The sequence below is a fragment of the Flavobacterium sp. UBA7682 genome (genome assembly GCF_002482945.1).
Lineage (GTDB): Bacteria > Bacteroidota > Bacteroidia > Flavobacteriales > Flavobacteriaceae > Flavobacterium.
On sequence record NZ_DLGY01000026.1, the window covers coordinates 170917 to 190596 of the forward strand.

Annotated in this window: 21 protein-coding genes; 7 read left to right on the top strand and 14 right to left on the bottom strand. The window is 35.4% G+C overall.

Translation table 11 applies throughout. The features are described 5' to 3' along the window. Positions 1–37 precede the first annotated feature (37 nt). The 3 genes from B3C16_RS07070 to B3C16_RS07080 are packed head-to-tail and all read left to right on the top strand — an operon-like array spanning position 38 to position 2654. Positions 38–448, top strand: a complete 411-nt coding sequence (locus B3C16_RS07070; protein ID WP_291130288.1) for a hypothetical protein — start codon at positions 38–40, stop codon at positions 446–448. Between the two features lie 26 nt (positions 449–474). Then, complete coding sequence (locus tag B3C16_RS07075) at positions 475–1026, top strand: RNA polymerase sigma factor (RefSeq protein ID WP_291130291.1); 552 nt, start codon at positions 475–477, stop codon at positions 1024–1026. After that, positions 1023–2654: a hypothetical protein gene (locus tag B3C16_RS07080; protein ID WP_291130293.1), complete on the top strand. Its 1632-nt coding sequence runs from the start codon at positions 1023–1025 to the stop codon at positions 2652–2654. Before B3C16_RS07075 ends, B3C16_RS07080 begins: the two co-directional genes overlap by 4 nt. A gap of 82 nt (positions 2655–2736) precedes the next feature. On the opposite strand, the gene B3C16_RS07085 is transcribed toward B3C16_RS07080, so the two are convergent. Further along, on the bottom strand, positions 2737–3474 hold the full coding sequence (locus B3C16_RS07085; protein WP_291130296.1) for a lysophospholipid acyltransferase family protein: 738 nt from the start codon (positions 3472–3474) through the stop codon (positions 2737–2739). 229 nt (positions 3475–3703) lie between these two features. On the opposite strand from B3C16_RS07085, the gene B3C16_RS07090 reads away from it, so the two are divergent. Together B3C16_RS07090 and trpS are read left to right on the top strand one after the other, a co-directional pair. After that, a complete protein-coding gene (locus tag B3C16_RS07090; protein WP_349680453.1) occupies positions 3704–3955 on the top strand; it encodes a GxxExxY protein in 252 nt (83 codons plus the stop codon). A 54-nt stretch (positions 3956–4009) separates the two neighbouring features. Continuing rightward, on the top strand, positions 4010–4987 hold the full coding sequence (gene trpS, locus B3C16_RS07095) for a tryptophan--tRNA ligase (RefSeq protein WP_121312254.1): 978 nt from the start codon (positions 4010–4012) through the stop codon (positions 4985–4987). An 11-nt stretch (positions 4988–4998) separates the two neighbouring features. Here the strand turns inward: trpS and B3C16_RS07100 are convergent, their stop codons facing one another. Next, positions 4999–6435: a hypothetical protein gene (locus tag B3C16_RS07100; protein ID WP_291130299.1), complete on the bottom strand. Its 1437-nt coding sequence runs from the start codon at positions 6433–6435 to the stop codon at positions 4999–5001. Between the two features lie 10 nt (positions 6436–6445). Then, a complete protein-coding gene (gene dprA, locus B3C16_RS07105; protein WP_291130302.1) occupies positions 6446–7549 on the bottom strand; it encodes a DNA-processing protein DprA in 1104 nt (367 codons plus the stop codon). A gap of 101 nt (positions 7550–7650) precedes the next feature. Between dprA and B3C16_RS07110 the strand changes: the two genes are divergently transcribed. Together B3C16_RS07110 and B3C16_RS07115 are read left to right on the top strand one after the other, a co-directional pair. Next, entirely contained in the window at positions 7651–8595 is a 945-nt protein-coding gene (locus tag B3C16_RS07110; protein WP_291130305.1) for an SPOR domain-containing protein, read from the top strand. A gap of 60 nt (positions 8596–8655) precedes the next feature. After that, positions 8656–9165, top strand: coding sequence for an acyl-CoA thioesterase (locus tag B3C16_RS07115; RefSeq protein WP_291130308.1), 510 nt, complete (start codon positions 8656–8658; stop codon positions 9163–9165). Between the two features lie 39 nt (positions 9166–9204). On the opposite strand, the gene B3C16_RS07120 is transcribed toward B3C16_RS07115, so the two are convergent. From B3C16_RS07120 to atpE, 11 genes are all read right to left on the bottom strand, one after another. Continuing rightward, the gene (locus B3C16_RS07120) at positions 9205–10461 is read right to left on the bottom strand and encodes a murein hydrolase activator EnvC family protein (protein WP_121312249.1); all 1257 of its coding nucleotides are present in this window, start codon (positions 10459–10461) and stop codon (positions 9205–9207) included. A gap of 22 nt (positions 10462–10483) precedes the next feature. Then, positions 10484–11269 (bottom strand): DUF4292 domain-containing protein, encoded by a 786-nt coding sequence (locus B3C16_RS07125; RefSeq protein ID WP_291130311.1) that lies wholly within the window; start codon positions 11267–11269, stop codon positions 10484–10486. Then, on the bottom strand, positions 11269–12618 hold the full coding sequence (locus B3C16_RS07130) for a tetratricopeptide repeat protein (RefSeq protein ID WP_291130314.1): 1350 nt from the start codon (positions 12616–12618) through the stop codon (positions 11269–11271). The genes B3C16_RS07125 and B3C16_RS07130 overlap by 1 nt, the downstream gene beginning before the upstream one ends. Positions 12619–12625: 7 nt before the next feature. Beyond that, positions 12626–13636, bottom strand: coding sequence for a sugar phosphate nucleotidyltransferase (locus B3C16_RS07135; RefSeq protein ID WP_121312246.1), 1011 nt, complete (start codon positions 13634–13636; stop codon positions 12626–12628). 119 nt (positions 13637–13755) lie between these two features. Further along, a complete protein-coding gene (dut, locus tag B3C16_RS07140; RefSeq protein ID WP_121312245.1) occupies positions 13756–14190 on the bottom strand; it encodes a dUTP diphosphatase in 435 nt (144 codons plus the stop codon). 1 nt (position 14191) lies between these two features. Further along, the gene (locus tag B3C16_RS07145; RefSeq protein WP_291130318.1) at positions 14192–15658 is read right to left on the bottom strand and encodes a lipopolysaccharide biosynthesis protein; all 1467 of its coding nucleotides are present in this window, start codon (positions 15656–15658) and stop codon (positions 14192–14194) included. Positions 15659–15811: 153 nt separating this feature from the next. After that, complete coding sequence (gene atpG / locus B3C16_RS07150; protein ID WP_121312243.1) at positions 15812–16672, bottom strand: ATP synthase F1 subunit gamma; 861 nt, start codon at positions 16670–16672, stop codon at positions 15812–15814. Positions 16673–16747: 75 nt separating this feature from the next. After that, positions 16748–18325, bottom strand: a complete 1578-nt coding sequence (gene atpA, locus B3C16_RS07155; RefSeq protein ID WP_291130323.1) for a F0F1 ATP synthase subunit alpha — start codon at positions 18323–18325, stop codon at positions 16748–16750. A gap of 21 nt (positions 18326–18346) precedes the next feature. Next, a complete protein-coding gene (atpH, locus tag B3C16_RS07160) occupies positions 18347–18880 on the bottom strand; it encodes an ATP synthase F1 subunit delta (RefSeq protein ID WP_291130568.1) in 534 nt (177 codons plus the stop codon). Beyond that, positions 18880–19380, bottom strand: coding sequence for a F0F1 ATP synthase subunit B (locus B3C16_RS07165; RefSeq protein ID WP_291130326.1), 501 nt, complete (start codon positions 19378–19380; stop codon positions 18880–18882). The genes atpH and B3C16_RS07165 overlap by 1 nt, the downstream gene beginning before the upstream one ends. Before the next feature lie 80 nt (positions 19381–19460). Continuing rightward, a complete protein-coding gene (atpE, locus tag B3C16_RS07170; RefSeq protein WP_199717091.1) occupies positions 19461–19652 on the bottom strand; it encodes an ATP synthase F0 subunit C in 192 nt (63 codons plus the stop codon). Positions 19653–19680: the final 28 nt, after the last annotated feature.

The window sequence follows — 19680 nt, forward strand, 5'->3', positions numbered from 1 at the left end:
GAACATTTCCATCTAACACAAAAAATCATTTACCATTATGAAAAAAATAGTTTCTCTTATAGCTTTAATTTTTTTATTCAATTCTTGTGTTCCTGAAGATCAAACGGATTATTTATTTGAATTATTGCCCGTTGAGAGTGTTGAGATTCCGACGGAGTTTACCCTAGGCGCAACCTATGAAATTAGAATGTATTACAGAAGGCCGACATCCTGTCATACCTTCAACACCATTTATTATGACAAGAATTTAAATGTAAGAACCATCGCCATTGAAAGTGCTGTAAGACAAGAAAACGATTGCCAAGAGCTTACTGAGGACAATCTAGTTGAATGTCACTTTAACTTTTTAGTAACCAGTAATGGGTCTTATCTTTTTAAATTTTATCAAGGACAAGATGATCAAGGAAATAATATATTTTTAGAATATGAAATTCCGGTGGTTAACTAAACTATTAAACAATCAATTTTTGAAAATTGGATTTAAAACAACTCATAAATGATTGCAAAAATGACAATAGGAAAGCACAAGAACAGTTATACCGAATTTATTCACCAAAACTGTTTGCTGTATGCTTGAAATATTCGCGCAATTATGCTGAGGCACAAGACAATTTACAAGATGGGTTTATTCTCATCTTTAAAAAAATTGAACAATTTTCATTTAAAGGTTCTTTCGATGGTTGGTTAAAAAGAGTTATGATTAACAATGTTTTACAACAATATCGGAATCAGACTTTTTTGAGTTTAGTCAATGAAGATGTGGCTGATGAACAAGAAATTGAAATCGAAGACGACAGTATTTCAATGGATTATTTGCTGAAAATCATTCAGGAATTGCCCGACAGGTATCGATTGGTTTTCAACCTTTATGTAATTGATGACTTTTCGCATGCTGAAATTGCTGAAATGTTGACCATTAATATTGGCACCTCAAAATCAAATTTGGCCAGAGCCCGTATGATTTTAAAAGAAAAAATAGAACAATACAAAAATGAAGAAACTAAAAAGTTTCCTTCTGCAAAATGAGTAATAAAAAGAACATAGACAGACTTTTTCAAGAAAAGTTCAGAGATTTCGAAGCCAATCCGGCTAATGATTTTTGGAACAATATTGAAGCAAAGCTCGACGAAAAAAAGCGTAAAAGAGTGATTCCGTTTTGGTGGAAATTCTCAGGCGTTGCGGCTGTATTTCTGATTGGAATCTTGATTGGCAACCAAGTTTTAAATGATGACATTGCGCCAAGTAATCCAATTGTAGTTGAGGATAATTCAAATCAAAACAAAGGAAAAGCAACTGATGGTATTTTAGAAAAAGAGGGAACAAATGGAGTCAATCCAAAACTGAATACCAATACAGCTGAAGCAGTTTCAGAAAATAGCGGAACAACAAAGAATATTACCCCAAAATCAGACAATACTTCTGATGACGTTATAGTCGACAAAACTTCAAACGAACAAAAATCGTCAGGAAAATTGATTCCTTCTCCAATGGTTAATGATTCGAAAGCAACCATTGCCCACGGTAAATCAAACAAAAACAGTTCTTCGAAAAATAAATTGAATTTGGGGAAAAATAAAACTTCGGTGAACGAAACATTAAACAAAGAAGAGATTCAATTAGTTGTCAATAAAGAAAAAAACAACCAATCTATTAATGACATTCGAGCCAAAGGCGAACTGAATGAAACCAATCCGCTTGTTCAAACCGACAAAAATGATAACAACCAATCCAATACTATCAATCCTCTATTAATCAATAAAGACCTCAATCTTGATGGTCTAAAAGGAAACAATAATTCAAAAATTGCAACCAAGGAAATCGAAAACAAAATTAACGATACTACCACCAATAAAAGTATTGCCAAAAATGAGTTGGAAGAATTGCTAAATAAAAAAGAAGAAAAATTAAAACAAGAATCTAAGCTAAATAGGTGGCAACTCACCTCAAATGTCGCCCCTATTTTCTTAGGCTCAACCTCTAATGGTTCGCCAATTGATTCAACGCTCATAAACAATTCAAAATCATATAATACAGGAGTTGGTTATGGTATTGGTGTAAGTTATGCGGTCAGTAAAAAACTTACTGTTAGAACCGGATTGAACAAATTCAATATGAGTTACAACACTAATGATATTGTTTATTTTGCCGGAATGGAATCTAGATCCTTAAAAAACATCAATCCTACCGCTTCAGGCTCAATGATACAAGTACAAGATGATTTAATAAATTCTCCTACTGGCGTCACATCTGAGACTTCATTTTTACCTTTTGAAGAGTCTTTTGTACAAAAAAACAAAGGTTATATCAACCAAGAAATGGGTTATTTAGAAATGCCTGTAGAAATGACTTATGCGTTGCTCGATAAAAAATTTGGCATCAAAATCATCGGTGGTTTTAGTACGCTTTTCCTTCAAGACAACTCTGTGAGTGTAATCTCTGATAATCGGAGTACCTTTTTAGGAGAAGCCAACAATTTGAATAATATTCATTTCAGTACCAATTTTGGTATCGGATTAAAATATGGTTTTATGAAGTCTTTTGAATTCAATATAGAGCCAACGTTCAAATACCAATTAAACACATTCAGTTCAGATGCCGGTAACTTCAAACCTTATTTGTTTGGAATCTACAGCGGCATCAGCTATAAATTCTAGTTTGTGATTGTTTAAAATTAGTTAAGTGGTGTTATTGCTTTCGAGTAATAACTGAAAAGAGTTCCTCAGTTAGGAACTCTTTTTATTTTAAATCGTCTTGCAAATCTTTTAAAATCAATTCTCTAACATTGCCTTTTAAAGTCTTTTTAAGATCTTGCCCTTGATTTTTAGTTTCAAAAAAACGATGTACTTTGGCTCTCATCAATCCGGGACTTCCGCTAAAAAAAGTATACGAAAAAAGTCTTTTGTTGTCATAAAAAGTCATCGGTACAATTGGAATTGCATGTTCAATCGCTAAGCGAAAAGCACCATCTTTAAATTCATCTAAAATTATACTTTCATCCGGAACGCCACCTTCAGGGAAAATACAAATGCTGACACCTTGTTTTAGTCTATTTTGAGCGCGTTCAAAAACGGCCATTCTACTTTTAGAACTACTTCTGTCTACTAAAATACAGGTACGTTTGTAGAAAAATCCAAATAATGGAATCTTTGACAGCTCTTTTTTGCCGACAAAAACAAAAGGATTTTTCACAATTGAAAGCATCAACATAATATCGGTCATCGACGTATGATTGGCCACAAACATATAACTTTTGCCTACTTGCGGTTTTTCTTCAAACTCAACTCTTACGCGATAACCCATTCCGAAGAGAATGAATTTGGCCCAAATTCTAGCCATCACGAAAAAATAAGGATACCATTTCTCCGAAAGGATAGAAATAAAAAGAAACGGAAACATGATGATGATAGGAATCGCCATCAAAACGTAGAACCAAATGCGATAAAGCGTCCAAAAAACAATTTTCAATGCTCTCATGTCGTCAAATGTAATGAAAGGTATGCAATTTTTAAATCTATGTACTAACTTTGTTTATTAACCGCAGAGTTCACAAAGATTAAACGCAAAGTAAAAAAGAGTTTATGACCGAAAATGAAATTTCTACTAAAATTATTGGTTTAGCCATTGAGGTTCATAAAGTCTTGGTCCTGGATTACTTGAAAGTGCTTATAAAGAATGATTGTTTTATATGATAAATAAACATGGTTTGAAAGTAGAAAAAGAAAAATCAATGCCTTTAATTTTTGAAGAAGTTAAACTTGATTGTGGTTACAGAATAGATTTATTAGTGGAAAACAAACTAGTTATAGAAATAAAAAGTGTCGATTCATTGAATGATATTCATTTGGCGAAAACCTTAACTTATTTAAAACTTGGCAATTACAAGCTTGGTCTGTTAATAAATTTTAATGAAGTTTTGCTGAAAAGTGGCATAAGAAGAATTGTAAATAACTTATAAGAACTTAGTGAACTTTGCGAAAAACTTTGCGAACTTTGCGGTAAATTTAAAATAATGTCAAAAATATTAACCGGAATTCAAAGTACAGGAACACCACATTTAGGAAACTTATTGGGTGCGATTTTACCTGCGATTGAACTGTCAAAAAATCCAAGCAACGAATCGTTTCTCTTCATTGCTGATTTACATTCTGTTACCCAAATTAAAAACGGCGATGAACTTCGCCAAAACACCTACAGTACAGCCTCAGTTTGGTTGGCTTGCGGATTGGATGTCAATAAAGTGATTTTTTATCGCCAAAGCGACGTGCCGCAAACAGCCGAATTATCATGGTATTTGAGTTGCTTTTTCCCGTTTCAACGTTTGACTTTAGCCCATTCTTTCAAAGACAAAGCCGATCGATTGGAAGATGTCAATGCGGGTTTGTTTTCGTATCCGATGTTGATGGCGGCAGATATTTTATTGTATGATGCCAATTTTGTTCCGGTAGGAAAAGACCAAATGCAGCACATCGAAATCACTCGCGATGTGGCTTCTCGTTTCAATCACCAAATGGGTGAAACTTTTGTAATTCCCGAAGGAAAAGTACAAGAAGAAACCATGTATGTTCCGGGAACAGATGGTCATAAAATGAGTAAATCTCGCGGTAATCTCATCAATATTTTCTTGGATGATAAAGCGTTGCGCAAACAAATTATGAGCATCGAAACTGACAGCACGCCTTTGGAAGAACCTAAAAATCCGGAAACTTGTAAAATATTCGGGATTTATAAATTAGTCGCCAATGCGGAACAGATTGCTGAAATGAAAATCAAGTATACCAATGTCAATAGAGATTTTGGTTATGGTCATGCCAAACAAGCCTTATTTGAATTGATTTGTGAAAGATTCAAAACCGAAAGAGAAAAGTACAACTACTACATGAGTCATCAAGAAGAAGTTGATGCGCTTTTAAAATTGGGTGCTGCCAAAGCCGGAACTATCGCTGACGGTGTTTTGCAAAAAGTAAGAGTGAAACTCGGATTCGAATAATTTTTTATCTGTTAGTTTTCGATTAGACCTTCTGAATCTATTCGTAAATGACCGTTAACAAAGTTAATATCCGCGTCATTTTTAAACACATAATCGGTTTCGAGTACTTCTTTCACATTGGGGATGAGTTCGCTAAAACGGTATTCCACAATCGAACCGTTTCTGACAAATAAATGGTTGCTTTCCGTTTGGAAAGTAGCCAATTTTTTCCCCATATAAATATTGAAAATAGTTTTGGTATCGGCATTGTTAAAGTTAACCGCAACCGATTCGCCTGCTTTAATGAAATGAGCCGTTCTTGGCATTTTTATACTGTCATATAAAACGGCATTTTCCAAAAGCACCACATCATAATTGGAAGTATTTCTAACCCTTAAGTAATTATTACTTTCGCCTGTCGGCTGATTTTCATAAAAGGTTTCAAACGGATTTTGACCGGTTTTAATGTTGCTAAGCTTTGTTAATCTTCTGATTTGAGTTTGATTGTAATCGGCTAAAAACACTCGAAAACTATCAATTTTGAACTTCATATCTGTGTAATAACGGTCTATTTGTCTTGGTTCAGACTGCATTTCATAATCGTCATAATTCTGATAACTGTCGTACTGAGAATTCATCTCAGAAATATCACTTATAAACATGGAAACTCTGATAACCAAAATCAATCCCACTACAGCGTAAATCCAATAATATTTCTTTCTGTTTACAGCAAAAGGTTTGTAATTGATCTCGGCACTTTCCTTCAACATGCCAATATTTTTAGAGAGTTGTTCATCTAACGTATGATAATTTTTCATTGCGGTAAACGTTCGTTTGGCTAATTCCGAACTCTTATCAGCGATATACATATTCATTACCGTTGTAAAAAGTGCTTTAACTTGTTCTTCAATGGTTTCATTTTTAAACCCATTCAAAAAAGTGAAGAAATTCGCGTCTTTGATGTATAATATTTTAGAAAAATCTCCAAAAGGTGGTTTCAAAGCCTTATTGGCCAACTCCAATTTTTCAGTCGCGTAGTAAATGATTTTTTCTGAAACCCTGTCCGGCAAAAACTGATGCGCTTCAGTCAACAAAGCGATTTCTTGAAAATCATTGGCTCCAATTTTATCATAAACAATCGGATTGAGTTCGTCGATTAAATACGTTTGTATAAAACCTTTTATGGCTTGTTTGTCCTCAATTTCACTTTCTTCCTGAAACTGCTTTTTGGATAGATTTTTTTTAGCAAAAAAGTTGAACAATGCTCTATTGTTCATAACCGCTTGGAATGATTTCGAATGGTTTTTTAGTGCGTCAAAAAGCTGCGAAATTAATTCATCCGTTAAATCAGGGTGATTGTGTTTCTCAAGCTCTAATTTGCGTTCCATTTCAGCAAAATCTACCTCGGTAAATAAACCAATTTTTGAGGTTTCAACAGACAATAAAGCTGCCATTTCAATTATATTCATGCTATTCATTTTAAACCGCTTCAAACAATTTTCCGGGCAAAGGTCTGACAATTCCTTTTAATTCCATAGTCAAAAGAATGGAAGAAATTTTAAATATCGGGAAATCACACTCAAGCGCAACAATATCAAGCAATTGTTTGCCGTTTTTCTGTAAGTAATCGTAAATTTTTTGTTCTTCAAAATCCAAAGTCACAAAAAGTTGCTTTTGTATCGACTTTGTTTCTTGAACTTCTAATGCCCAGTTCAAACAATAAATCAAATCTGCGGCCGAGGTAATCAAATTGGCGCGCTGTGTTTTAATCAAATCATTACAACCTTGACTGTACTTATCGGTCGTTCTTCCCGGAACAGCAAAGACATCGCGATTGTAATCATTAGCCATATTGGCCGTAATTAACGAACCGCCTTTATCGGCACTTTCAATCACAATTGTGGCTTCGCTCATGCCCGCCACGATACGATTTCGTTTTACAAAATTTTCTTTTTCGGGATTCGAATTGCTCCAAAACTCCGTTAAAAAACCTCCGTTTTGTTCTAGTTTAGCGACATATTTTTTATGCGATTTTGGATAGATTTGGTTTAAGCCATGCGCCAAAACTCCGATGGTTTGCAAATCATTTTCCATCGCCGATTGGTGCGCAATAATATCAACGCCATAGGCAAATCCACTGACAATTATTGGATTGAAAATCGCTAAATCTTCTATAAGTTTTTTGCAAAATTCTGTACCATAAGAGGTGATTTGTCTTGTTCCGACTATACTAATCATTTTACGATTTTGGAAGTCAAAATTCCCTGAAGCAAACAGCAAAACAGGTCCATCAATACAATGCTTTAACCGATCGGGATAATCATCATTTTGAAAGTACAAAACTTTTATATTTTCATTTTGGATGTATTGCAATTCTTGTTCGGCTCTTTCGAAAACTATCTTATTTTTGAGATTCTTGAGCAAAACATCGCCTACACCATCTATGGCTTTTAAGTCTTTCAACTTTCCTTTAAAAACATTTTCAGCTGAGCCACAATGACTTATTAATTTTTTGGCCACAATATCGCCAACACCATCAATTCGTGAAAGGGCTAAAACGTGAAAAAGCTCATTTGTATTCATATCAATAAATTACTACAAAAATAAATATTTTTCTTTTGGATTGTTAATAAAATTTGTGAATAATTTTTTGATACTGCTATTGTTTCTCTAAATTTGTTCATATGAAGATTGAATCCTACATTTCCCAATTATTATATCGTTATCAATGTGTTACCGTTCCGGGTTTCGGTGCTTTTTTGACCGAATTCCAGTCGGCACAATTGGATGAAAATGCACATTCATTTTATCCTCCGAAGAAATTGGTTTCCTTCAATCCTTTCATCAAAAATAATGACGGTTTGTTGGCCAATCATTTGGCACAAACTGAAAAAATAGCTTATGAAATAGCTGTAAATGCCATTCAAAATGAAGTATCCGATTGGAAAAACAAAATTCAGGAGTTTGGTCGTTTTTCAATTAAAAATATCGGCGAGTTCACTTTAAACTCTGAAAAAAACTTGGTGTTTGTTCCGGTTGACCAAATCAATTACTTGAAAGAATCTTTTGGTTTGAGTTCGTTTGTTTCTCCTGCCGTAAAACGCGAAGAATACAAACAAGTCGTTGAAACTCTAGAAGAAAAGGCACCTATTACTTTCACTCCTGAAAAAAGAAGCAGTTACAAAGCGTTGAAATATGCCGCGATTGTTACACTTTCTTTAGGTTTAACTGGTGTTTTAGGGTATAAATTATATGATAATTATTTAACGCAAGTCGAGCAAGAAACTTTATTGGTACAATCCAACGTTCAGAAAAAAATAAATCAAAAAATACAAGAAGCGACTTTCTTTATCGAAAATCCGTTACCCAGTGTAACCTTGACCGTTCCGAATGAAAAAATGCCTTATCATGTGGTTGCCGGTGTTTTCAGAATAGAAAGCAACGCAGAGAATGCTTATCAATCCTTGTTGAAATTGGGCTTTAAAGCCAAAAGATTACCTGCCAATAAACATGGTATGTTTCCGGTGCTGTATGGAAGTTATGCTTCTTATCCCGAAGCACAAGACACAATGAAAGACATTCAGAAACTCGACAATAAAGATGCTTGGTTACTGATTGAAGAATTATAAAAAAGTCCTGAGAAATCAGGATTTTTTGTTTGCTGTAATTACCTTTGCAAAAAAATTGACATGACTCCAAAACATCCTTCAGAATCTTTAACGATTTTAACCGATTTAGTTTTACCCAGTGAAACCAATCCACTGAACAATCTTTTTGGCGGTGAACTACTTGCCAGAATGGACAGAGCCGCGAGTATTGCTGCCCGAAGACATTCGCGTAGAATTGTGGTAACGGCTTCTGTAAATCACGTGGCCTTTAACAAAGCCATTCCTTTGGGAAGCGTTGTAACTGTGGAAGCCAAAGTTTCGAGAGCTTTTACTTCCTCGATGGAAATTTTTATTGATGTTTGGATTGAAGACCGAGAATCAGGAAGTAGAACTAAGGCTAACGAAGCAATTTACACTTTTGTAGCAGTGAATGAAACCGGAAATCCAGTTCCTGTTCCGGCTATTGAACCGGAAACCGAGTTGGAAAAATCAAGATTTGATGCAGCGCTTCGCAGAAAGCAATTGAGTCTGGTTTTGGCCGGGAAAATGAATCCACACGACGCCACCGAATTAAAAGCGTTGTTTGTATAACAAAAAAGTCCCTAATTGCTTAGGGACTTTTTTTATCTTTTATCTTCCGGACAACCAAGTTGTTGGATTGAATAGCGTAGAGTTTTGTGAAACCAAAAATTTGAGCACTGTCCTGCCGTCGGCATCAGTTCTGATTTTGCCTAATGATTCTTTCGCCGAAACTTTGTCTCCTACTTGTACATTTACTGTGCTTAAGTTTTGGTAAATGGTGAAAAAATCTCCATGCTTAACTGATACTGCTTTTTTAAGCGGTGATATTTGTTGCACTTGGGTAACTTCTCCGGCAAAAACTGCTCTTGCTGACGATCCACTTTCAGTAGAAATCTCAATACCACTATTGTGAACTTCTAAAGTTTTAAATACCGGGTGCGGTTGATTTCCATAGCCTAAACTAATAGCGCCTTTTTCCACCGGCCAAGGTAATCTTCCTTTATTGGCTTTAAAATTATCGGAAACGATTTTACCTTCCGGAGTTAAAACAATTTTGGTTGACGTTTCAATAGCTTTTTTCTCAGCCGCAGTAATCTTAGGATTTGCTTTAACGTTAGCTGCCGCTGTTTTTCTATTAGCTGCTGCAATCGATTCTCGAATCATTTTCTTGATTTGAGCATCAATCTTTTTGGTTTCTGCTTGTTTTTTCTTTATTTCAGCCGTTATTTTTCCTTTTTCTTTCTTGATTTGATTGGCTATTTTTTCTTGCTCTTGCTTTTCTTTTACCAATTCCTGCTTTTCTTTTTCGTTTTCGGCGATTAGTTTTTCTTTTTCCGATTTTTGAGCGCCGATTTTTTCGTTGTAAGTTATCAGTTGTGTGGTTTTGCCTTTAATTTCTTCGCCTTGCATTTTTCGATAACTGGCATATTGCTTCATATACTGAGCCCTTTTGTATGCTTGAAGGAAGTTTTGGGAAGACAATAAGAACATAGCGCGACTTTGCTCTGAACGACTCTTATAAGACTTTAAAATCATCTCGGCATAGTCTTTTCTCAGTTGTTCTAAGTCGCGATTCAGTTGGTTGATTTTAAGTTGATTGATGTAAATGTCGTTGCTCAATAACTTGGTTTGCTTTTCAGTGGTTCTAATCAGTGTTTCTTTGAGCCCAATTTTCTCTTTCTGAATCAATAACTGACTCACTACAGATCTTTCTTTGCTTTTAACCGATTGCAAAAGTTTTTCTTTCTCTTTAATTTCGAGTTGAATTTTGATTTTTCGCTGTTCGAGTTCTTCTTGTGTAGGCGGTTGGCTCCACATTGGAGTAGCTAAACAAAAGAATAGTAGGCAGAAAAAGAATTTTGGCATAGTTAAATATATTTTGGCAAGTCTAATTTATAAAAATTCGGTCATATCCATCGGGAACGCTATAGGGAAATGAAAGATCTTCGTTAAAAGTAACCGAATTATAATCGATTGAAATTTCTGTTTTCCCTTTCTTTTGCATAGCATTTATCTGCAAATTTGCGGGTAAAATAGCGGACGCAAAATCTTGAAAATTCGGATAATTCACGGTGAATGTTCTGTCTTTTTCAGGTTGTGATATCTCTTGCTTTTTTAACAAATAATTTTTCGATTCAAAGGAAAAAGCCTTTTCAGTCTTGTCCTTAACGGTACTCAATTTATAGAACTTATCGGTTAATTCATAAACATAATTTTGTTGGGTCAAATCGTCAATAGGTTTTCCGACAAGCATATTTTGTATTTTATTGAAATCTAAATCGGTGCCCAACCATTCGCTCAAAGAAGCATAATCGCCTTCGAAGTAAGTACCGTTTAACTTTTCGTAATACTTCACTTCATTAGGCGTAATCAAGGCTTTGGCCATTGTAATTCCTAAAAAACGAATGCTTACTAAAATCTTTTCCCCTTTTTTAATTTTAATTTCAGCCGAAACATTTTGAGATTGCTTTTCATCTCGATACTTTGCGCTTGACCTAATGTATAACGTGGAAAAATCACTTTTATTATTGTAGTGATTCTCGATAATTTTTTGGGAACTTATTGCATTTTCGTCAATGCTGACAGTTGGTTTCGAATTTGAATCGACCAAAACTGCCTTTGATTTGCAGGAGGTTAAAAAAACCACGGATAAAATAAAATACCAATACTTCATTATTTCTTTTGTTTATTAATGAGTTCATTGGCTTTAGTAAAATACTTTTCTTTCTTCTTCATATCGCCCAAACCATTATAGGCTTCGCCTAATTGAATGTTGAAATTGATTTCCAAAGCCGTGTCATCGATAACAAAATCCAAGCCAGTTTCTAAGGTTGAAGCTGCTTTCTTGAAATTTTGCGTTTGGTTATAGGCCAAACCGGCATAATAATAAAACTGAGGTTGTGTTGGAAAAAGTTGCGTCAAATCATCTGCCTTTTTGCTTAAAACAATGAAATCTTGTTTTTCGGTATGCGCTTGAAGCATTATTATTTGTGTTTCTACATCGTCTTGCGCAGTCTTAAGATGCATGTCAAAATACTTGATGGCTTTGTCCCAATTGGCTTTCAGGTAATAGAATTTGGCAATTTCTTTAGCGACTTTCACTTCTTTATCATTGTCAAAATAGGAAATAGCTTTGTCTAAATCGGCTTCGTATTTTGGATTGTTTTTGGCAAAAATCAGAAATTCATTCAGGATTCTGTGTTTGATTTTGGAATCAATTTTTAAACTTGGCAAGACCAAATTCATCGCTTTCACCGCATTGTCTCCATCATTATTATTCAAATGAAATTTGAACAAACTCACTTTTGCCCAATCCGAAGTTGGAATTTCTTTTTCCAATTTTTTGGCGATTTCCAAAGCTTTTTCTTCCTGATTGCTTTGCGAATACATATAAATCAAAGCTATATAGTTTGATTCTTCCTTAGGGAATTTTTTAATTTGGTCTAAAAGATTGTTTTTTTCAGCTGATTGGTATTTGGCATCTTTTAGTATATCGGCTTTATACAATTCCCGTTTGTCTGACTTGCCTACTTTTTCATTCAACTCGTTAATGAGTTCCAAAGCTTTGTCAAACTGTTGCGTATTCATATATAGCGAAGTCAAATCTTCTTTATATTCTTCTTTAAATTCAACCAATTTCTCTACAATTACAATGGCTTGAATGTAGTTTTTGGTGTCATAACAAACGTCATACATGCCAACCCAAGCCCAACGGTTTTTAGGATCTATTTGGGTTACTTTTTCAAAATTATCGTAAGCTTCCTTATATTTTTTTTGGGCCAAATAATTTTTACCTAATTCGAAATACGTCACCGGATTTTCAGGTTGAATTGCTTTACATCTTTCTAACGACAAAATTGCTTTGTCATAGTTCTCGATGCTTTTTTGCTTTAACGCTTCATAGAAATGGTCTTGAAATCCATCGTCTATCACAGCAATATTGTTTGGTTCCTCTTGGGCCAAAACAATGTTAGGAACGAAAAACATTCCCAGCAATAAACCATAAATCACAAGTCTTTTCATCTTTTTTTTATTCTAAAACCGAATAATCTCCAATGCTGATGCTTTTAAATTCACCGTCAAAGGTAGCATGATTTCCAATCATTGCGTTATTCAATTGTGCGTTTTTAATATGAGCGTGAGTTTGCACCAAGCTGTTTTGTATGGTTGAATTAATCAAATGTGTTCCTTTACCTAAAGACACATTTGGACCAACCGTTGAATTAATCAAAACCACGTCTTCCCCAATATAACAAGGCGGAATAATTGTTGAGTTTTCTAATTTCACCTCAAAGTCAATCAAATGTTCGCCGTCATTGTGTAAAAAGCCTAACATTCTGGAGTTGGTTTCCACAGTTACATCTTTGTTCCCGCAGTCCATCCATTCATCTACTTTCCCCGGCACAAATTTCATGCCCTTTGCCATCATTTGTTTAATTCCATCATTAATTTGGTATTCACCGCCGTGAATAATGTTGTTATCTAACACCGATTGCAGTTCGTTTTTCAATACCGCAACGTCTTTGAAATAATAGATTCCAATTACGGCCAAGTCAGAAACAAACGCTGTCGGTTTTTCTACCAGCTCTACAATTTCATTAGCATCGTTTAAATTGATTACCCCAAAAGCTTCCGGTTGATCCACTTGTTTTACCCAAATCACACTGTCGGCGGTTTGGTCTAAATCAAAATCGGCACGGATTAAAGTATCTGCATACGCAATCACTGCCGGACCGCTTAAAGAATCTTTCGCACACATAATGGCATGACCGGTTCCTAAAGCTTCATTTTGGTAATAAATGGTTCCTTTGGCTCCTAGCTTTTTGGCTATTGCAATAAGTTCTTCTTCTACTTTTTTACCAAAACTTTCGTGGATGATGAAAGCTACTTCTTCTATCTCCTGATTTAAAACTCCGGCAATATCTTCTACCAAGCGATGAACAATTGGTTTTCCGGCAACCGGAATTAAAGGTTTTGGTATGGTTAACGTGTGTGGACGAAGACGTGAACCACGACCGGCCATTGGTACTATAATTTTCATTTTAATTTATTTTAACCGCAAAGTTCGCAAAGTCCTTCGACAAGCTCAGGATGACAACGCAAAGTTCGCTGGGTGTTTTTACTTTTTTTTACTGATTACTATCAACTCAATACTGAGCACTATTTCACTCCTGTACTACCAAATCCGCCTTCGCCACGGGAAGTTTCGGATAATTCTTCAACTTCAATCCACTCAGCACGTTCGTGTTTGGCGATGATCAATTGGGCAATTCTTTCGCCATTTTCGATGACAAAATCTTCATTGGATAAATTTACTAAAATCACACCGATTTCGCCACGATAATCTGCATCGACCGTTCCGGGAGAATTTAAGACAGTGATTCCTTTTTTGGCAGCCAAACCGCTTCTTGGTCTAACTTGGGCCTCGTAACCAATGGGTAATTCGATAAAAAGACCTGTTTTCACTATGGTTCTTTCTAGAGATTTTAACACGATTGATTCGGTCAAATTGGCTCTCAAATCCATTCCTGCAGAAGCAATGGTTTCATAATTGGGCAATTCGTGTTGGGATTTATTGATGATTTTGATGGTCATTTTATTTTGCTTTTCTTTTTATGATTCGAAGTAATGTTTCTTTTTCGTTGCGGTAAATAAAGTATAAAAATAGTGATAGTAACACTATCTTAACTAAATAATTCTCCCTTAAAATCGGAATGTAAAAAGAGATTCCCGAAAACAGAATTGAGAGTCCTAAATATTTTAGAATCGTATTGATGTCATACGGTATGGGATATTGCTTTTGCCCCATTTTATAGGAGATTATCATCATGGTTCCATAGGCTGCGATGGTTGCGATTGCCGAACCGTAATAACTGAATCCTTGTTTGATGAGCAAATAATTGAGCAGAAGTGTGACCAAAGCACCAATAATAGAAATATAGGCGCCAATTCTAGTTTTGTCAATTAATTTATACCAAACCGACAGATTGGTGTAAATACCCAAAAAGAAATTGGCTATTACTATTAGCGGTACCACTTTAATGGCTACCCAATAAGTCTCTTCGGGAACCAATGGCAATTTTAATAAATCAATAAACGCAATCACAAAAAAACTGATGAACGAACCGAAAATCACAAAGTACTTCGTTATTGTGGCATAGGTTTGTTGGGCATTTTCGTTAGAAGCATGACTAAAGAAAAAAGGTTCTATGCCCAAAGTATAAGCGGTTCTGAATAAAACCATAAACATTCCTATTTTATAACACGCCGAATAAGCTCCGATGTCTGCTTTTGAAACATTCATCCAATCTAAAAGGATTTTATCAAAATGTTCATTAATGGCAAAGGCAACGCCTGCAATTAAAATAGGCAAACCATATTGCATCATTCGTTTCCAAAGTTTGAAATCGAAACTCCAATTGATTTTCAAATAGTCGGGTGAAAGCACTACAAAAGTTAGGAAACTGGCAATCAAATTGGCTACAAAAATATAGCCCACTTGAAAGTTTTCGTAATAAATGGTATTGAAAAAACCCTCGGGATTGTCTTGAGCCAATTTGGGTAACAACAATAAGAAAAACAAGTTTAAAATCATGTTGATCATCACATTACCTATCTTAACAATGGCATACATCATCGGCCTTTTAGTCGCTCGCAATCGTGAAAACGGAATAATCGCCAAAGCATCTAAAACCAATATCCAAATGGTATAAGTGACGTATTCAACTTTGATACCAGACCAATGTGACAACGTATTTCTGAAGAGTAAAGCCAATCCTAAAAACGCGATTGACGTCCAAAATATGGATACTGTCGAAGTGGAAATTACCCTTTTTTTATTGTCTTCGGTATTGTAAAATCGGAAGAAAGCGGTTTCCATTCCGTAGGATAAAATGACATTAAAAAAGACCAACCACGCGAAGACGATAGACACGTCTGCAAACTCTTGTTTGGGCAATTGGTCAACATATAACGGATTGAGCAAAAAGCTAATCATTCTCGGTAAAACCGTGGCCAAACCATAGATTAGTGTTTGCTTAAAAAGAGTTTTATAAAGGCTCAATGAGAGAGTTTTAGGTTTTTAACAAAAATAACTATTAAATCCATTCCAAAAAAAAAGAGCGAACAAATGTTCACTCTTTCTTAAATATTATTCTAAAAATTTTTCCTTTCAAATGCTTCGCTTTTTGAAAGTTTGAAAAACTATCGTTTTTTCTTATCCTTTCAAAGCTTCTGCTCCACCAACGATTTCTAAAATCTCATTGGTAATAGCCGCTTGACGTGCTTTGTTGTAAGTTAATTTCAATTGGTTTCTCAATTCGGTTGCGTTGTCTGTTGCTTTGTGCATTGCAGTCATACGCGCGCCGTGTTCAGCAGCGAATGAATCTCTGATGGATTTGTACAATTGTGTTTTTAATGATTTTGGAATCAAGGTCAACACGATTTCTTCTTTTGAAGGTTCAAAAATGTAATCTCCGGCAGAAACAGGCTTATCAGAAGCAATTGGAGCTAAAGGTAAAAACTGTTCCACTTGAACGATTTGTGTCGCTGCATTTTTGAATTGGTTGTAAACGATTTCGATTTTGTCGTATTCACCTGAAACGAATTTCTGAGTCAATACGTCAGCGATTTCGGCTACGTTATCAAAAGTTAGATTGTCAAATACTTCACTTTTGTTTTCAATTACGGTATTTACTTTTCTGAAAAAGTCGTTTCCTTTTTTACCGATAGCAAAAAAGTCTACTTGTTTTCCGGTGTAACCATCAGCAACTTCTTTGGATTGCTTAATAACATTGGTATTAAATGCTCCTGCCAAACCTCTGTTTGAAGTTATAACAACAATTAATACTTTGTTGATCTCGCGTTGCGTCGTGTATTGTCCACCCGCATCTCCTTCTAAAGTAGCACTAACGCTTTGTAATAATTCCGTTAATTTTTCGGCATAAGGTCGCATCGCTGTAATAGCATCTTGTGCTTTTTTCAACTTTGCGGCAGAAACCATTTTCATCGCCGATGTAATCTGCATCGTCGACTGAACGGAAGTAATTCTATTACGGATTTCCTTTAAGTTTGCCATATTAATTTGAAAATTAGATGATTTGAAAATTTGAAAATTGTTACATCTTCAAATTTTCAAATCTTCAAATTGTTTTTAGTTATATTTCGCTGAAATTTCTTTAGCTGTTTTCTCTAAAACATCAGTAATGTTATCATCTAACTTACCGGCTTTTAAAGCGTTTAAAACATCTCTGTGTTTGTTGTTCAAGTACTCGATGAAATCTCTTTCGAATTCTTTTACTTTGTTTACAGGAACGTTTCTCAACAAGTTTTTAGAACCAGCATAGATAATTGCTACTTGATCTTCAACAGTATAAGGATCGTTTACGGCTTGTTTCAAGATTTCAACGTTTCTTCTCCCTTTTTCAATTACGTTTAAAGTAACCGCATCTAAGTCAGAACCAAATTTAGCGAACGCTTCCAATTCACGGAATTGCGCTTGGTCTAATTTTAACGTACCGGCAACTTTTTTCATTGATTTAATTTGAGCGTTACCTCCAACACGTGATACCGAAATACCTACGTTAATTGCCGGACGAACTCCAGAGTTAAATAAATCACCATCCAAGAAAATCTGTCCGTCAGTAATCGAAATTACGTTCGTTGGGATATACGCAGAAACGTCACCCGCTTGTGTTTCAATGATTGGTAAAGCTGTTAATGAACCGCCACCTTTTACGATTGGTTTCAAGGTATCCGGTAAATCGTTCATGTTTTTTGCGATATCATCATCCGCAATTACTTTACAAGCTCTTTCTAATAAACGGCTGTGTAAGTAGAATACGTCTCCAGGATAAGCCTCACGACCCGGTGGTCTTCTTAACAACAAAGACACCTCACGGTAAGCTACCGCTTGTTTTGATAAATCATCATAGATAATCAAAGCAGGACGACCTGAATCTCTGAAATATTCTCCGATAGCAGCACCTGCCATTGGAGCATATACCTGCATTGGCGCAGGATCTGAAGCGTTAGCCGCCACAATTGTGGTGTAAGCCATAGCGCCTTTTTCTTCTAATGTTTTAGCAATACCTGCTACTGTTGAAGCTTTTTGTCCAATAGCAACATAAATACAGAATACCGGTTGCCCAGCATCGTAGAATTCTTTTTGATTCAAGATAGTATCGATACAAACGGTAGTTTTACCAGTTTGACGGTCACCAATTACCAACTCACGTTGACCTCTACCCACAGGAATCATCGCGTCTATTGACTTGATACCTGTTTGTAACGGCTCAGTTACCGGTTGACGGAAGATAACTCCAGGAGCTTTTCTTTCCAATGGCATTTCGTATAAGTCACCACCGATTGGTCCTTTACCGTCGATTGGCTCACCTAGTGTGTTTACAACACGACCTACGATTTGCTCACCTACTTTTAAAGATGCAATACGTTGCGTTCTTTTTACGATAGAACCTTCTTTAATTCCGGTTGATGGACCTAAAAGTACAACTCCAACGTTGTCTTCTTCTAAGTTCAAAACGATAGCTTCTAATCCGTTTTCGAATTGTACCAACTCACCATATTGTGCGTTAGACAAACCATAAACACGAGCGATACCATCACCTACTTGAAGTACTGATCCCACTTCTTCTAAAGTAGCACCAGATTGAAATCCCTCTAACTGTTTTTTTAATATTGCTGAAATTTCAGCAGGTTTAATTTCCGCCATTTTGATATATCTTTAATGGTATTAATTACTAAATTCTCTTCTTAATTCTTGCAATCTGTTTGCTACAGAAGCGTTGTATTGTTTGTCTCCTATTCGCAAAATAAATCCACCAATAATAGATGGATCTACAATGTTTTCGATAGTTATCTTTTTGTCTGAAATCGTAGCAATCTTTGCCAATACTTTACTTTGTAAATCAGCAGTAATTGGGAAAGCAGTTGTTACTTTGGCTAATTCAACACCATTCATTTCATCGAATTGGGCGTTGAATTGTTTGGCAACCTCGGCTAAAATTTCAAATCTTTTATTTTCCTGAAGCAATCTAAATAAGGAATTGGTTTCTGACTGAACTGTAGCAAAAACTTCTTTTAAGGCACTCATTTTCACTTCTGAAGAAATGATTGGACTTGATAGAAATTCGCTTAATTCAGCACTTCCGGCCACTGAAGCAACGATTGACAACATGTCGTCGTTTACTTTAGCAGCGTTTCCGCTTGAAACCGCAGTTTCTAAAATTGCTTTCGCGTATCTAATCGCAGCTCTTGACATAACGATTAATTTAATTTTACATCACCTAACATTTTCTCTACCAATTTGGTTTGAGCTTCTTTGTTAGATAATTCGTCTTTTAATAATTTTTCAGCGATGTCTAATGACAAAGTCGAAACCTGAGCTTTCAATTCAGCCAAAGCTGCATTTTTCTCGCTTTCTATAGAAGCTTTGGCTTGTTCGATCATTTTTTGACCGGCAGTTTGCGCTTCCGTTTTAGCATCGTTGATCATTTTTTCTTTGATTTCACGAGCTTCTTTCATCATGGTGTCACGCTCTAATCTTGCTTCAGCTAATAATTTCTCATTATCTGATTTCAAGTTTTGCATTTCTTTTTTAGCACTTTCAGCAGAAAGCAAAGCATTTTTAATACCTTCTTCTCTTTCATTAACTGCATCAAGAATAGGTTTCCACGCAAATTTTTTCAAAAGGAAAACAAGTGCAAGAAACAAAACTGTTTGCATGATAAACAAACCTAATGAAAACTGTCCTAATAATTCTTCCATTATATATATCTTAAATTTTAATTGAGTTTAATAGTAAACAAAAGCTATAACCAACCGTTATAGCTTTTGTTATTTTTTAATTACGATGCAAAAATTGCAGCGAAACCAATACCTTCAACAAGCGCAGCAGCAATAAGCATAGCTGTTTGGATTTTTCCAGTAGCTTCTGGTTGACGAGCGATTGCGTCCATTGCAGAACCACCGATTCTACCAATACCAATTCCTGCTCCGATAACTACTAATCCTGCTCCGATAATTCTTGGAATTTCCATAATGTATATATATTTAATTAAACATTCT

Excerpts from the sequence above, each read along its gene's own strand:
- B3C16_RS07070 (WP_291130288.1), top strand. The coding sequence starts at position 38 with ATGAAAAAAATAGTTTCTCTTATAGCTTTAATTTTTTTATTCAATTCT.
- B3C16_RS07080 (WP_291130293.1), top strand. The coding sequence starts at position 1,023 with ATGAGTAATAAAAAGAACATAGACAGACTTTTTCAAGAAAAGTTCAGA.
- B3C16_RS07085 (WP_291130296.1), bottom strand. The coding sequence starts at position 3,474 with ATGAGAGCATTGAAAATTGTTTTTTGGACGCTTTATCGCATTTGGTTC.
- trpS (WP_121312254.1), top strand. The coding sequence starts at position 4,010 with ATGTCAAAAATATTAACCGGAATTCAAAGTACAGGAACACCACATTTA.
- B3C16_RS07100 (WP_291130299.1), bottom strand. The coding sequence starts at position 6,435 with ATGAATATAATTGAAATGGCAGCTTTATTGTCTGTTGAAACCTCAAAA.
- dprA (WP_291130302.1), bottom strand. The coding sequence starts at position 7,549 with ATGAATACAAATGAGCTTTTTCACGTTTTAGCCCTTTCACGAATTGAT.
- B3C16_RS07110 (WP_291130305.1), top strand. The coding sequence starts at position 7,651 with ATGAAGATTGAATCCTACATTTCCCAATTATTATATCGTTATCAATGT.
- B3C16_RS07115 (WP_291130308.1), top strand. The coding sequence starts at position 8,656 with ATGACTCCAAAACATCCTTCAGAATCTTTAACGATTTTAACCGATTTA.
- B3C16_RS07120 (WP_121312249.1), bottom strand. The coding sequence starts at position 10,461 with ATGCCAAAATTCTTTTTCTGCCTACTATTCTTTTGTTTAGCTACTCCA.
- B3C16_RS07125 (WP_291130311.1), bottom strand. The coding sequence starts at position 11,269 with ATGAAGTATTGGTATTTTATTTTATCCGTGGTTTTTTTAACCTCCTGC.
- B3C16_RS07130 (WP_291130314.1), bottom strand. The coding sequence starts at position 12,618 with ATGAAAAGACTTGTGATTTATGGTTTATTGCTGGGAATGTTTTTCGTT.
- B3C16_RS07135 (WP_121312246.1), bottom strand. The coding sequence starts at position 13,636 with ATGAAAATTATAGTACCAATGGCCGGTCGTGGTTCACGTCTTCGTCCA.
- dut (WP_121312245.1), bottom strand. The coding sequence starts at position 14,190 with ATGACCATCAAAATCATCAATAAATCCCAACACGAATTGCCCAATTAT.
- atpG (WP_121312243.1), bottom strand. The coding sequence starts at position 16,672 with ATGGCAAACTTAAAGGAAATCCGTAATAGAATTACTTCCGTTCAGTCG.
- atpA (WP_291130323.1), bottom strand. The coding sequence starts at position 18,325 with ATGGCGGAAATTAAACCTGCTGAAATTTCAGCAATATTAAAAAAACAG.
- B3C16_RS07165 (WP_291130326.1), bottom strand. The coding sequence starts at position 19,380 with ATGGAAGAATTATTAGGACAGTTTTCATTAGGTTTGTTTATCATGCAA.
- atpE (WP_199717091.1), bottom strand. The coding sequence starts at position 19,652 with ATGGAAATTCCAAGAATTATCGGAGCAGGATTAGTAGTTATCGGAGCA.